Below are 14131 nucleotides of genomic sequence, written 5' to 3'. Positions count from 1 at the left end.
TGAGTCCTTAGCCGAAGCGGCCTGTGATGTAGTCTTCCGTTTCCTTGCGCTGGGGCTTGAAGAACATTTTTTCGGTGTCGCCGAACTCCACCAGGTCCCCCAGGTACATATAGGCCGTGTAGTCGCTGCAACGGGCGGCCTGCTGCATGTTGTGGGTCACGATGACCACGGTGTAGTCGTTCTTCAGTTCCGCAATCAGCTCTTCGATCTTGGACGTGGAGATGGGGTCCAGCGCCGAGCAGGGCTCGTCCAGCAGCAGCACCTCGGGCTTGATGGCAATGCCGCGCGCGATGCACAGACGCTGCTGCTGGCCGCCCGACAGACCCGAGCCGCTTTGCTGCAGCTTGTCCTTGACTTCATTCCACAGCGCCGCCTTGCGCAGGGCCCACTCCACGCGGTCGTCCATGTCGGAGGCATTGAGATTCTCGAACAGCTTCACGCCGAAGGCGATGTTGTCATAGATGGACATGGGAAACGGCGTGGGCTTCTGGAACACCATGCCGACCTTGGCGCGGATCAGGGCCACATCCTGCTTGCTGGTCAGCAGATTGTCGCCGTCCAGCATGATCTGGCCTTCGGCGCGCTGCTCGGGATAGAGCTCGAACATGCGGTTGAAGGTGCGCAGCAGCGTGGACTTGCCGCAGCCAGAGGGGCCGATGAAGGCCGTGACCTTCTTCTCGGGAATATCGAGATTGATGTTTTTCAGCGCGTGAAACTTGCCGTAATAGAAGTTCAGGTCGCGCACGGCCAGCTTGACGTTGGCGGGAGCAATGGTTGCAGTCATGATCTTGAACCTTGGAATTATTTCTGGCGGGTGATGAAACGCGCCAGGATATTCAGACCCAGCACAGCCACCGTGATGAGGAACACACCGGCCCAGGCCAGTTGCTGCCAGTTCTCATAGGGGCTCATGGCAAATTTGAAGATGGTCACCGGCAGGCTGGCCATGGGCTTGCTCATGTCGGCATTCCAGAACTGGTTGTTCAGCGCCGTGAACAGCAGCGGAGCGGTCTCGCCCGCGATACGGGCCACGGCCAGCAGCACACCGGTGATCACGCCGGCACGGGCCGCACGCAGGGTCACCATGATGATGACCTTCCACTTGGGCGTGCCCAGTGCATACGCCGCTTCACGCAGGCTGGCGGGCACCAGCACCAGCATGTTTTCCGTAGTCCGGATGACCACGGGAATAACGATCAGCGCCAGCGCGATCACGCCGGCCATGCCGGAAAAGCTCTTGAAGCGCACCACCACCACGGTGTAGACAAACAGACCGATGACGATGGAGGGGGCCGACAGCAGAATGTCGTTGACGAAGCGCGTGGTGGAAGCCAGCCAGCTCTTCTTGTCGTACTCGGCCAGATAGACGCCGGCCATCACGCCGATCGGAGTGCCGACAAAAGTGGCCAGCGTCACGATCATCAGCGAGCCCCAGATGGCGTTGGCAATGCCGCCCTCTTCGTTGGGCGGAGGCGTCATCTGCGTAAACAGGGCGAAGTTCAGACCGCCCACGCCCTGGCGAATGGTTTCCCAGAGAATCCAGACCAGCCAGAAGACACCGAACAGCATGGCGGCCATGGACAGCGTCAGCGCAAGCTGATTGAGGCGCTTACGCCTGTCGTACTTGGCCTGACGCACCGCAGCCAGGTCGGCCGCATCAAGCATCTTGGCGGAGGTAGAGGTCGAGCTCATGAGCGGGCTCCTTCGTTCTTCTGCAGGCGGTTGAGCAGCACCTTGGACAGGGCCAGCACCACGAAGGTGATGAAGAACAGCACCAGACCCAGATAGATCAGCGACGCCTGATGCAGGCCTTCGCCGGCTTCGGCAAACTCATTGGCCAGGGCCGAGGTGATGCTGTTCGCAGCCTCGAACACGGACAGCGAGTTGAGCTGGTTCATATTGCCGATCACAAAGGTCACGGCCATGGTCTCGCCCAGCGCACGGCCCAGGCCCAGCATGACGCCGCCCAGCACACCGGTCTTGGTATAGGGCAGCACCACCTTCCAGACCACTTCCCAGGTCGTGGAGCCCAGGCCGTAGGCCGACTCCTTGAGCAGCGCCGGCGTGACCTCGAACACATCGCGCATCACCGAGGCGATGAAGGGGATGATCATGATGGCCAGGATGATGCCGGCCGACAGAATGCCGATACCGACGGGAGGCCCGGAGACAAAAGCCCCCAGATAGGGCACGCCGCTCAGCAGGTTCTGCAGCGGCTGCTGCACATAGGTGGCCAGCACGGGGCCGAACACCATCAGACCCCACATGCCGTAGACGATGGAGGGAACTGCGGCCAGCAGCTCGATGGCGGTGCCCAGGGGGCGCTTGAGCCAGGCGGGCGAGAGTTCCGTCAGAAACAGGGCAATGCCGAAGCTCACGGGCACGGCAATGAGGAGTGCGATGGCCGACGTGGCCAGCGTGCCGTAAATCATGACCAGGCCGCCGTACTGATTCTGGACGGGGTCCCAGACACTGCTGGTCAGAAAGCCCAGGCCATATTCCGCAATGGCGGGCCAGGCACCGACGATCAGCGAACCCATGATGGCCACCAGCAGCGCCAGCGTCAGAATCGCTGCACCGCATGCCAGGCCACCAAACAAACGATCCGCCATACGTCCCGAGATCATCGGAGCACGTGGCGGAGAAGGAGAGCGTCGCTTGGCGGCATCGGTGGAGGCAGCAGCCAGCGAACTGGAGGGCGACGTAGTGGACACGTGAGCGCCTTTATTCGCAAAGGGTTGAAACAAGCAGCGGAGATGCCGTCCGGCACGGCAGTCCGCTGCTCACTGATTACACGAGATTACTTGGCAACAACCTTGCCCGAAGTGTCCTTGATGTCGTTCCAGGACTTGTAGATCACGTTCTTGACGGAGTCGGGCATGGGCACGTAGTCCAGATCGGCAGCAGTCTTGTCACCTTGCTTGTAGGCCCACTCGAAGAACTTCAGCGAAGTGGCGGCCTGGGCGGGCTTATCCTGGGTCTTGTGCATCAGGATGAAGGTGGCCGAGGTGATGGGCCAGGCGCTCTTGCCGGGCTGATTGGTCAGGATCTGGTAGAAGCTCTTGGCCCAGTCGGCGCCAGCAGCGGCAGCCTTGAAGGTATCGTCGTCAGGAGAGACGAAAGCGCCTTCCTTGTTCTGCAGCTGTGTGTAGGTCAGCTTGTTCTGCTTGACATAGGCGTACTCGACGTAGCCGATGGAGTTGGGCAGACGGCCCACAAAGGCGGCAACGCCTTCGTTGCCCTTGCCGCCGGCACCGGTGGGCCAGTTCACGGCCGTGCCTTCGCCGACCTTGTCCTTCCACTCGGCGTTGACCTTGGAGAGGTAGTTGGTGAAGCCGAAGGTGGTGCCGGAGCCGTCGGCGCGGCGCACGGGAGCGATGGCGGCATCAGGCAGCGCCACGCCGGGGTTCAGAGCGACAACGGCGGGATCGCTCCACTTGGTGATCTTGCCCAGGTAGATGTCGCCCAGCACCTGGCCCGACAGCTTCAGCTGACCGGGAGCCACGCCCTTGATGTTGACCACGGGAACAATGCCGCCGATCACGGTGGGGAACTGCAGCAGGCCCTTCTTCTTCAGCTCTTCATCGGTCAGGGGAGCGTCCGAGGCGCCGAAGTCCACGGTCTTGGCATCGATCTGCTTGACGCCGGCACTGGAGCCAACGGACTGATAGTTAATCTTGACGCCAGTGGCCTTGTTATAGTCAGCAGCCCACTTGGAATACAGAGGAGCCGGGAAGCTCGCACCGGCACCCGTAGCTTCCTGGCTGGCGTTGGCAATACCCGCGGCAGACAGAGCACCAGCTACCAGAACGTGAATCAAGGACAACTTCATGAAACGACCTCTTAGGGTTGAAAGATTCGATGGAGTGGACTTTAAAAACCTTTTATGACAGCGTCGTGACATGAAAATTTCAAGGCGCAACCGAGTGAAAGACGCTCGATCCGGTCATGTGATTGTCATATTTCATTCGCAAACTGCTGAGCCTTGACCTGCATACCCGGTCCCCGAGTGAAACCACAGGTAACAGCTTGTCGCAAGGCCGATGCCGGGGCGCTGGCAATGTATGACATAGTCTGTCACACAGCGTGAGCACCCCTCAGCGGTGGCAAGGGCCGGCAATACCTGCAAATACCTGACTTGGCATAGGCTGAACTTTGCCCCCTGATAGCCCGATGACGGCGCATATTGCATATTCCACTGCCCGATGCATGTGTCGTAAGCTCCTTCACGCTCATGCTCCACTCGTGCCCCAACCCGCATAACAACAACGCATTGATTGGCTCAGAAATGGCTCCAGAATCGCTGCTTGCCGCCGTAGACCTTGGCTCCAACAGTTTTCGCCTTGAAATAGGCCGCATCGGCTCGCATCAACGCATAGAGCGTGTGGAATACCTCAAGGAAACCGTGCGCCAGGGCAACGGTCTGAACTCGCGCCAGGAACTCTCGCGCGAAGCCATGGAGCGAGGCTGGGACTGCCTGGCGCGCTTCGGCGAGCGCCTCAGGGGCTTCGATGCCTCACATGTCCGCGCCGTCGCCACCCAGACCCTGCGCGAGGCCCTGAACGCCGACGAATTCGTGACGCATGGCAGCCAGCTGCTGGGCTTTCCCATCGAAGTCATTGCCGGCGAGGAAGAAGCCCGGCTGATCTATCGCGGCGTGGCCAGCTCGTTGCCGCCGAGCCAGCAAAAACGCCTGGTCATCGACATTGGCGGGCGCTCCACCGAGATCATCATCGGCCAGCACAGCCAGCCGCTGCAGGTGGCATCGTATGCGCTGGGCAGCGTCTCCTGGAGCAGCCGCTTCTTCAGCGATGGGGCCTTGAACAAGGCCAACTTCCAGGCCGCCGTTGCTGCCGCCAAGCAATGCCTGGCCCAGGCCCAGTTCGCCTACCCGGGCACGGCCTGGGACTGCGCCTACGCCTCTTCCGGCACGGCCAATGCCGTGGCCGACGCCCTCACGGCCCAGGGCCTGGACGGACAGGTGATTACTCCCGCCAAGCTGCGCCACCTCTACGAGATGCTGCTGGACATCGGCCATGTGGACCGCCTGCGCATGCCGGGCCTCAAGGAAGATCGCCGCCCCGTGGTCGCGGGCGGCATCAGCGTGATGATGGCCGTAGTCGACCTGCTCGGCATCACCGAGCTCGAAGTCGCCCAGGGAGCGCTGCGCCAGGGGGCCCTGCACGACCTGCTCGATCACGAGCCTCCTGCCGACAAGGAGGCCGCAGAAATCAGCGCCCTGCAACTGGACTTCGGCGTGGATGCCCCTCATGCCTTGCGCGTGCAGCGTATTGCCACCGAGCTGTATCAGCAGATCCTGCCTGCCGAAACGGCGGCGCAGAGCGCGCAGGCCCTGGCCATTGCTGCGCAGCTGCATGAGGTCGGCATGCGTGTGGCCCTGAGCAACTACCACCGCCACGGTGCCTACATTGTCGAGCATTGCGGCCTGGCCACCTGGGAGCCGGAGCTGCGCCAGCGCATCTGCCAGCTGGTGCTGGGCCACCAGGGCAAGCTGCGCAAGCTGGAGGACGCCATCGAGGAGCCCCAGCTGGCCCTGCCGCTGATGGCGCTGCGCATTGCCGTGCAGCTGTGCCACACCCGCCGCGAGCCGGACATGAAGGGCATGCAGATCAAGCGCTCGGGTTCGGAATGCAAGTTCTCCACCCCTTCGGGCTGGATGCTGACCTATCCGCAATCCGCGCGCCTGCTGGAAGAGGAAGCCATGGCCTGGAGCAAGACGCCCTGGAGCCTCAAGCTGCAGCTGCGTTGACGCGGCCGGCCATGCGGCCGCCGCACGGCAAAGGCAAAGGGACTGCGAGGCAGTCCCTTTTTTTGCATTCGGTCTTCAAAAAGAGAGCTGCAAGCGCTTGTCAGATAATGATTTCAGCATGAAAAGTATCTGAAATCCTTGACTGTCAAGCGCAATCAGCTCCTTATTTGATAACTCAGAGGCTCTTGTCGCCGTAGCGCACCATCAGCGCCTGCTGGGCCCCCTTGCCTTCCAGGGGACGCTCGGGCTTCTGGTAAGCGCCCGAAGCATCCAGCGTCCAGGCATCGCGGTCATCGCCCAGATAGGCCACCAGGCACTCGTCAATCACGCGCTGGCGCAGCTTTTTGTCCAGCACCGGCCAGGCCAGCTCCACGCGGCTGAGCATATTGCGATTCATCCAGTCGGCGCTGGACAGCAGCACCTCTTCTTCCTGGCCCCAGGCAAAGTAGAAGACGCGCGAATGCTCCAGGAAACGGCCGATGATGGAGCGCACGCGGATATTGTCCGTCACGCCCGGGCGCTGGGCCGGCAGCATGCAGGAGCCGCGCACGATGAGATCGATCTGCGCACCCTTGCGACCGGCTTCGACCAGAGCGCGAATCAACGGCTCGTCGGTCAGCGCATTCATCTTGAGCACCATGCGCGCCTTCTCGCCCCGCGCCGCCGCGGCGGCCACCAGGCCGATCAGCTCCAGCATGCGGTTTTGCAGATGGAAGGGTGCCATGACCAGCTTTTGCAGCTTGGGCATGGTGTTGTGGCTGGAGAGGTGGCGGAACACCGCATCCATATCGGCCGTGATCTCGTCATTGCAGGTCAGCTGGCTGATGTCGGTGTACAGACGCGCGCTGCGAGCGTTGTAGTTGCCCGTGGACAGATGGGCATAGCGCTTGAGCTGGTTGTTGCGCTTTTCGCGCCGCGTGATCAGCAGCATCTTGGCGTGGGTCTTGAGACCGACCACGCCATACACCACCTGCACGCCCAGCGATTCCAGCTTTTCCGCCCAGTTGATGTTGGCCTCTTCGTCAAAGCGCGCCTTGAGCTCCAGCACGGCCAGCACTTCCTTGCCCCGGCTCACGGCCTCGGCCAGCAGGCTCATGATCTCGGAGTCGGTACCCGTGCGGTAGATGGTCTGCTTGATGGCCAGTACCTGCGGGTCGTTGACGGCCTCGCGCAGCAGCTCCAGCACGCCGTCGAAACTCTCGAAGGGCTGATGGATGATGATGTCGCTCTTGCGCATCTGCGCGAGGATGGAGCGGCCCGGCACGAGCTGGGTGGGCCAGGCCGGCTTCCACTTGGGAAACAGCAGGGCCGGGTCGTCGACCAGATCGATCAGCTGCATCTGGCGCACCAGATTGACCGGTCCCTTGACGCGGAACAGCGCCTCGGCAGGCAGGCCGTATTGCTCCAGCAGCAGGTCAGAGAGCACCACGGAGCATGAGGAAGACACTTCCAGGCGCACGGCCTGGCCGTAATGGCGGTGGTGCAGGCCCTGGCGCAAGGCCATGCGCAGATCCACCACATCGTCCTCATCCACGGCCAGATCGGAGTGGCGGGTGACGCGGAACTGGGAGAACTCGGACACCTCCCGGCCGGGGAACAGCTCGGCCAGGTGGGCGCGCACCACGCTGGAGATGCTGACGAACAGCTTTTGCTTGCCCGAGATCTTCTCGGGCAGGCGGATCAGGCGCGGCAAGGCGCGCGGCACCTTGACGATGGCCACCTCGTTGGCGCGCCCGAAGGCATCCACGCCGTTGAGGCGCACAATGAAATTCAGCGCCTTGTTGGCGACCTGCGGAAAGGGGTGCGACGGATCCAGGCCCACCGGCATCAGCAGGGGCTGGACCTCGCGCATGAAGTACTCGCGCACCCATTTGCGCTGCGCCACGCTGCGCTCGCCATGCGAGACCAGGCGGATCGCATGCTTGTCGAACGCAGGAATGATGGCCTGGTTGTAGAGCTGATACTGCTTGGCCACCAGGCCATGGGCCGTGGTCATCAGTCGCTCGAAGCTGGCACGCGAGTAGGTGCCCTGCTCGTCGCCCACCTTGGCGGCCGAGACATGAGGGGCGCAGCGCACCTCGAACCACTCGTCGAGATTGGAGGACACGATGCACAGATAGCGCAGGCGCTCGAGCAGCGGCACATCCTCGCGCTCGGCCCAGCTCAGCACGCGCTCGTTGAAGACCAGAATGCTTTGATCGCGGTCCAGCAGCTCCAGAGTCGGCTCGATCACAGGCGGCATGGCAACCTCGTTCTTGGACGCCGCCCGGCGTCGGCGCGGCGCTTTGGCAGGGACGGAAGATGCCGCAGGGGCCGCGTCGGAAACGGCACCGGGCACCTCATGGTGCCCGGTGCCGGCGGCTTGCGCAACTGCAGGCGGCTCGCCTGCAGCGCCCTTCACGCAACCGCCCTGCTCCACTGTTGCCGCTGCTGACACCAGCGAGAGATGCACCAGCCCCAGGGATGCGGGCCCCGCCTCCTGCGACTGACTGCCGGCCTGCGAGGCTGCGGCGCAATCCTGCCCTGAAGAAGAAGTGATGGAAGCGGAAAAGAAAGAATCGGAACCAGGTACGGATTGGGACATGTGGCAGCAGCCTGCGAAAGCTTGAAGCGCCCCTGAGGGCATGCCCGCAGTCTGCCGGTGGTTTATGACAATTGCATGACCAAAATATGACTGTCATCGTTGTTCATGACAGCCACCCCGGGCTTGAACAGCGTCAGCTGGTCCTGACCACCTCGGCCAGACGCTCGGCACAGTTGCTGGCCATGTCCGCACTTCTGGCCTCGACCATGACGCGCACCAGGGGCTCGGTACCGCTGGGACGGATCAGCACGCGGCCGTCGCTGCCCAGCAGTTTCTCGACAGCTGCCTGCTCGCCGGGGAGCTTGGCGTTGCTTTTCCAGTCCTGTCCCGGCTGCAGGCGCACATTGATCATGACCTGGGGGAACAGCTTCACGGACTCCAGCCACTGGGCCATGGTCTTTTTGGAGCGCACGCAGGCCTGCAGCACCTGCAGCGCACTGACCAGGCCGTCGCCGGTGGTGTGCTTGTCCAGCGCCAGCAGATGGCCCGAGCTTTCGCCACCCAGCTGCCAGCCCTTGGCAATGAGTGCTTCCAGCACATAGCGGTCTCCGACCTTGGCGCGCACAAAGCCCACGCCCTGCGCCTTGAGCGCCTGCTCCACCGCCATATTGGTCATCAGGGTTCCGGCCACGCCGCTCACCGCATCGCCGCGCGCCAGACGGTCGGCCGCCATGAGATAGAGCAGCTCGTCGCCGTTGTAGAGACGGCCCTGCGCATCGACCAGCTGCAGCCGGTCGGCATCGCCGTCCAGTGCCACGCCATAGTCGGCATTGTTGGCACGCACGGCCCTGACCAGCGCCTCGGGATGGGTCGCACCCACGCCCTCGTTGATGTTCAGGCCATCCGGGGAGCAGCCGATCTCCAGCACGCTGGCACCAAGCTCATGAAAGACCTTGGGAGCGATCTGATAGGCCGCGCCATGGGCCCCGTCCACCACGATCTTCAGACCGCGCAGCGACAGGCTGTGATCGAAGGTGCTTTTGCAGAACTCGATGTAGCGACCGGCTGCATCGGCCAGGCGCCGTGCCTTGCCCAGAGAGGCGGAGTCCACCCAGACGGGGTCTTCCTTGAGAGCGGCTTCCACATCCTCTTCCCAGGAATCGGGCAGCTTGGTGCCTTCGGCACTGAAGAACTTGATGCCGTTGTCGTAGAACGGGTTGTGGCTGGCACTGATCACCACTCCCAGGCTGGCGCGCTGGGCACGCGTCAGATAGGCGACGCCCGGTGTCGGCAGGGGGCCAAGCAGCATGACATCGACACCAGCGGAGTTGAAGCCCGATTCGAGTGCGCTCTCCAGCATATAGCCGGAGATGCGGGTGTCCTTGCCGATCAGCACCAGAGGACGCTCTTGCGTACGGCGCAGCACACGCCCGACGGCATGCGCCAGGCGCAGGGCAAAGTCAGGCGTGATGGGCGACTTGCCCACCGTGCCGCGAATCCCGTCGGTGCCGAAGTACTGTCTTGCCATAGTTTCGTTGTCCTTTTTAGATTCAATACTCTGTCATCAGGCCTGCAGTGCTTGCGCATCATGCATGGCCTGCCAGACTGCCAGCGCGGCCACCGTGTCCTTCACGTCGTGGACACGCACAATTCTGGCCCCTCGCTCGACCGCCAGCAATGCCGCCGCCACACTGGGCACCATGCGCTGATCCACGGGCAGGCCGCTGACCTGCCCCAGAGAACCCTTGCGCGACCAGCCTGCCAGCAGCGGGAAGTCTAGGCCCAGCAGCTCACGCTGATGTGCAAGCAAGGCAAAATTTTGTACCACGCTCTTGCCGAAGCCAATACCGTAGTCCCAGGCGATGCGCGAGCGTGCGACGCCTGCGTCGAGCAGGGGCTGCGTCGCCTGCAGCAGAAAGTCCCGCACCTGCGCCACGGCGTTGCCCTGCATATGCTCCAGATGCATGTCCTGCGGGGTCTTGTGCATATGCATCAGACATACCCCACAGCTGTCGTGCCGGCTCACCACTTCGAAGGCGCCGGGCTGGCGCAGCGCCCAGATGTCATTGATGATGTCGGCCCCGAGATCCAGGGCTGCCACCATGACTTCGGGCTTGTAGGTATCGATGGAGATGGGCACATCGAGCTTGACGGCCTCGCGCAGCACGGGCAGAACACGTGCCAGCTCGTCCTCCAGGCTGACTGCGGGTGAGCCCGGCCTGGTGGATTCGCCGCCTATGTCCAGAATATGCGCGCCCTGTGCCAGCAGCAGCTCTGCATGGGCCATGGCCTGGGATACCCCGGCATGCTTGCCGCCGTCAGAAAAGGAATCCGGGGTCACATTCACGATGCCCATGACCTGGGGCTTGTCGAGCTGCAAGAGAAAACGCGAGGTTTGCCACTGTTGCGACATAGATCTTCCGATATCTGAGAGTACAAAAACAAAAGGCCCCTGAGGGACCTTATGTTGCGGAGACTTGGCGCTTAAGCCGTAGTCGGTGAAGGCTCGGCATTCGATGCGGGATTGCCTCCAGAGGAGTTGCCGCCATCCGACGAGGGCGGATTGCGAGGCGTCCAGTCCTTGGGAGGACGAGGCTCCTTGCCAGCCATGATGTCGTTGAGCTGTTCGGCGTCGATCGTCTCCCAGTCCAGCATGGCCTTGGCCATGGCGTGCATCTTGTCGCTGTTGTCTTCGATCAGCTTGCGCGCCAGCGCATATTGCTCGTCGATGATGCGACGCACTTCGTCGTCCACCTTCTGCATGGTGGACTCGGACAGATTGGAGCCTCGGCTGAAGGTACGACCCAGGAAAGGCTCGCCTTCCTGCTCGGAGTAGACCATGGTGCCCAGCGCATCGCTCATGCCGTAGCGCGTCACCATGTCACGGGCGATCTGGGTCGCACGCTCGAAGTCGTTCGAAGCACCAGTCGTCATCTGGTTCATGAACACTTCTTCGGCGATACGTCCGCCGAACAGCATGGCGATCTGGTTGAGCATGTACTCCTTGTCGTAGGAGTAGCGGTCCTTCTCGGGCAGGCTCATGGTCACGCCCAGCGCACGACCGCGCGGGATGATGGTGACCTTGTGCACGGGATCGCACTTGGGCAGCAGCTTGCCGATGAGGGCGTGGCCCGCCTCATGGTAGGCCGTATTGCGGCGCTCTTCCTCGGGCATGACCATGGACTTGCGCTCGGGGCCCATGATGATCTTGTCCTTGGCCTTCTCGAAGTCCTGCATCTCCACGGTGCGAGCATTGCGGCGTGCCGCCATCAGAGCCGCTTCGTTGCAGAGATTGGCCAGATCGGCACCCGACATGCCTGGCGTGCCGCGCGCGATGATGGCGGGGTTCACGTCCTGGCCCACGGGAATCTTGCGCATGTGCACGTTCAGAATCTGCTCGCGGCCACGGATATCGGGCAGCGTCACATAGACCTGGCGGTCGAAGCGGCCGGGGCGCAGCAAGGCTGCGTCGAGAATGTCGGGACGGTTGGTTGCCGCCACCACGATCACGCCGAGGTTGGTCTCGAAACCATCCATCTCGACCAGCATCTGGTTCAGAGTCTGCTCGCGCTCGTCGTTGCCGCCGCCCATGCCGGCGCCGCGCTGACGACCGACGGCGTCGATTTCGTCGATGAAGATGATGCAGGGTGCATTCTTCTTGGCGTTTTCGAACATGTCGCGCACGCGGGCCGCGCCCACGCCGACGAACATTTCAACGAAATCGGAACCCGAGATCGAGAAGAAAGGCACCTTGGCCTCGCCCGCAATCGACTTGGCCAGCAGCGTCTTGCCGGTGCCGGGAGGACCGACCAGCAGCAGACCACGGGGAATACGACCGCCGAGCTTCTGGAACTTGTTGGGGTCCTTGAGGAAGTCCACGACTTCCTTGACCTCTTCCTTGGCCTCATCGGCACCCGCCACGTCGGCAAAGGTGACGGTGTTGCTGTTCTCGTCGAGCATGCGCGCCTTGGACTTGCCGAAGCTGAAGGCGCCGCCCTTGCCGCCGCCCTGCATCTGGCGCATGAAGTACACCCATACGCCGATCAAAAGCAGCATGGGGCCCCAGCTCACGAGCAGCGTCATGAGCAGCGAGCCTTCTTCACGTGGCTTGACGTCGAACTTGACGTTGTTGTTGATCAGGTCGCCCACCAGGCCACGATCCAGATAGGTGGCTGTAGTGCGGATCTTGCGATCATCGGTGGTGGTGGCTACGACCTCGGTACCGCCGGCACCTTCCTGAATGGTGGCGCTCTTGATACGGTTGTTGCGCACTTGCTCCAGGAATTCCGAGTAGCCAACATGAGAGGCACCGCCAGCACCTCGGGTGTCAAACTGTTTGAACACCGTAAACAGCACCATGGCGATGACCAGCCAGACGGCGACTTTTGAAAACCACTGATTGTTCAAGCGGGGCTCCAATGGAATATTCAGACGTAAAGGCCCGGAGGGGACTCCAGACCTAGTTGAGGTTCATTTTAGGTGTTTCAAGCGCCCAGGACGCCTATTTCCCCCTATAGCGGCCATAGGCAAGCCATGGTCCGACAGCCAATCGGCTCTAAGCCTGTGTTTTATCAGGGCTTTGCGCTATCAGTTTCACTGACTTGCTGCAGCAAGTCATGAAGTCAAATGCCCCTATGCAAGCAGGCAACTGCATCAGGAGCCCTGCTTCAGCCCCATCCCCACCAGGAAAATCTCGGCAGACCGGTCGCGCGAGGCCTTGGGCTTGATGGGCTTAACCACCTTGAAGGTCTGCTTGAACAGATCCACCAGCTCGTTGTAGCCGCTGCCGTGGAAAAGCTTGACCACCAGCGCACCCTCAGGCTTCATGTTGTTGATCGCGAAATCGACGGCCATCTCGATGAGCACCGCGACCCGCGCCCCGTCCGTGGCGCCATGGCCCGACAGATTGGGCGCCATGTCCGAGACCACCACGTCGGCCTTGCCGCCGCCCATGGCTTCCTCCAGCTGCGCCAGCACCGCCTCCTCACGGAAGTCACCCTGGATGTAATGCACGCCCTCTATGGGCTCCATGGGCAACAGGTCCAGCGAGATGATGCGGCCGTTGAGCTCGCCCACGGCCGCACCGCTGGGCGAGAGACGACGGCGCACATACTGGCTCCAGGCACCGGGCGCGCAGCCCAGGTCCACCACGGTGTGACCGGGCTGAATCAGCTTGAGCGACTCGTCAATTTCCTTGAGCTTGTAGGCCGCGCGGGCACGATAACCGTCCTTCTGGGCGGCTTTCACATACGGGTCATTGATGTGATCGTGCAGCCAATTCTTATTGACCTTCTTGCTTTTGGTTTTCGTTTTCATGCCTGAATTCTCGCAGCCTTGATAATACGGGTATGCCCCAAATTGAATTAACTCCCGCGCAGCGCCGGGAACACCGCGCCGAAGCCCACCATCTGGACCCCGTCGTCCTCATCGGTGGCGATGGTCTGACCACTGCCGTTCAGAAGGAAGTGGACGCCGCACTCAATGCCCATGGTCTGATCAAGGTCCGCGTTTTCGGCGACGACCGTGCAGCCCGCGAGCAGATCTATCAACAACTTTGTGACGAGCTGAACGCGGCTCCCATCCAGCACATCGGCAAGCTGCTGGTGCTGTGGCGCCCTATTCCCGAAAAGGAAAAGGCCTTTGACGAAGACCGCATGCCCGGTCCTCGCGACGTCAAGGTGCTCAAGTTCGGCCGCGCCGGCCAGAAGCCCGAAGTCAAGCAACTGCGCGTGCTCGGCAACCAGCGCCTGACCGCCGGCGGCACCATCAAGCGCGCCAAGCCCAAGCAGAAGTCGGTCAAGAAAGGCCGTCAGGACTGATCTGCCGATCAGCCCAGT

At 62.2% G+C, this 14131-nt stretch carries 11 protein-coding genes; 2 read left to right on the top strand and 9 right to left on the bottom strand.

The features are described 5' to 3' along the window. Window positions 1–7: 7 nt before the first annotated feature. The 4 genes from pstB to pstS all read right to left on the bottom strand — a co-directional run bounded on the left by pstB (window position 8) and on the right by pstS (window position 3832). Window positions 8–784: a phosphate ABC transporter ATP-binding protein PstB gene (gene pstB / locus FSY59_RS23030; RefSeq protein WP_019044268.1), complete on the bottom strand. Its 777-nt coding sequence runs from the start codon at window positions 782–784 to the stop codon at window positions 8–10. Window positions 785–801: 17 nt separating this feature from the next. Further along, window positions 802–1692, bottom strand: coding sequence for a phosphate ABC transporter permease PstA (gene pstA, locus FSY59_RS23025; protein ID WP_003053451.1), 891 nt, complete (start codon window positions 1690–1692; stop codon window positions 802–804). After that, window positions 1689–2627, bottom strand: a complete 939-nt coding sequence (gene pstC, locus FSY59_RS23020) for a phosphate ABC transporter permease subunit PstC (RefSeq protein WP_003053450.1) — start codon at window positions 2625–2627, stop codon at window positions 1689–1691. The genes pstA and pstC overlap by 4 nt, the downstream gene beginning before the upstream one ends. Before the next feature lie 173 nt (window positions 2628–2800). Beyond that, window positions 2801–3832 (bottom strand): phosphate ABC transporter substrate-binding protein PstS, encoded by a 1032-nt coding sequence (gene pstS / locus FSY59_RS23015; protein ID WP_003053449.1) that lies wholly within the window; start codon window positions 3830–3832, stop codon window positions 2801–2803. A gap of 456 nt (window positions 3833–4288) precedes the next feature. Here pstS and FSY59_RS23010 point away from each other — a divergent pair, with 456 nt between their 5' ends. Next, on the top strand, window positions 4289–5770 hold the full coding sequence (locus FSY59_RS23010; RefSeq protein WP_029158825.1) for a Ppx/GppA phosphatase family protein: 1482 nt from the start codon (window positions 4289–4291) through the stop codon (window positions 5768–5770). Window positions 5771–5945: 175 nt separating this feature from the next. Here FSY59_RS23010 and ppk1 read toward each other — a convergent pair whose 3' ends face one another. The 5 genes from ppk1 to FSY59_RS22985 form a co-directional block, all read right to left on the bottom strand. Beyond that, on the bottom strand, window positions 5946–8012 hold the full coding sequence (gene ppk1 / locus FSY59_RS23005) for a polyphosphate kinase 1 (protein ID WP_148729788.1): 2067 nt from the start codon (window positions 8010–8012) through the stop codon (window positions 5946–5948). 475 nt (window positions 8013–8487) lie between these two features. Further along, complete coding sequence (gene glmM / locus FSY59_RS23000) at window positions 8488–9822, bottom strand: phosphoglucosamine mutase (RefSeq protein ID WP_148729752.1); 1335 nt, start codon at window positions 9820–9822, stop codon at window positions 8488–8490. A gap of 36 nt (window positions 9823–9858) precedes the next feature. Further along, on the bottom strand, window positions 9859–10707 hold the full coding sequence (gene folP / locus FSY59_RS22995) for a dihydropteroate synthase (protein ID WP_043373932.1): 849 nt from the start codon (window positions 10705–10707) through the stop codon (window positions 9859–9861). Window positions 10708–10778: 71 nt separating this feature from the next. Continuing rightward, complete coding sequence (ftsH, locus tag FSY59_RS22990; RefSeq protein ID WP_019044271.1) at window positions 10779–12701, bottom strand: ATP-dependent zinc metalloprotease FtsH; 1923 nt, start codon at window positions 12699–12701, stop codon at window positions 10779–10781. Between the two features lie 246 nt (window positions 12702–12947). Further along, window positions 12948–13610, bottom strand: a complete 663-nt coding sequence (locus FSY59_RS22985) for an RlmE family RNA methyltransferase (protein WP_003053442.1) — start codon at window positions 13608–13610, stop codon at window positions 12948–12950. Between the two features lie 32 nt (window positions 13611–13642). Between FSY59_RS22985 and FSY59_RS22980 the strand changes: the two genes are divergently transcribed. Further along, a complete protein-coding gene (locus tag FSY59_RS22980) occupies window positions 13643–14113 on the top strand; it encodes a YhbY family RNA-binding protein (RefSeq protein WP_003067342.1) in 471 nt (156 codons plus the stop codon). Window positions 14114–14131 lie beyond the last annotated feature (18 nt).

Origin of the sequence: Comamonas sp. Z3, assembly GCF_008121565.1 — a bacterium.
Taxonomy (GTDB): Bacteria; Pseudomonadota; Gammaproteobacteria; order Burkholderiales; family Burkholderiaceae_C; genus Comamonas; species Comamonas brasiliensis.
Note: the sequence above shows the minus strand (reverse complement) of the source record. Positions and strands in the feature narration are given on the sequence as shown.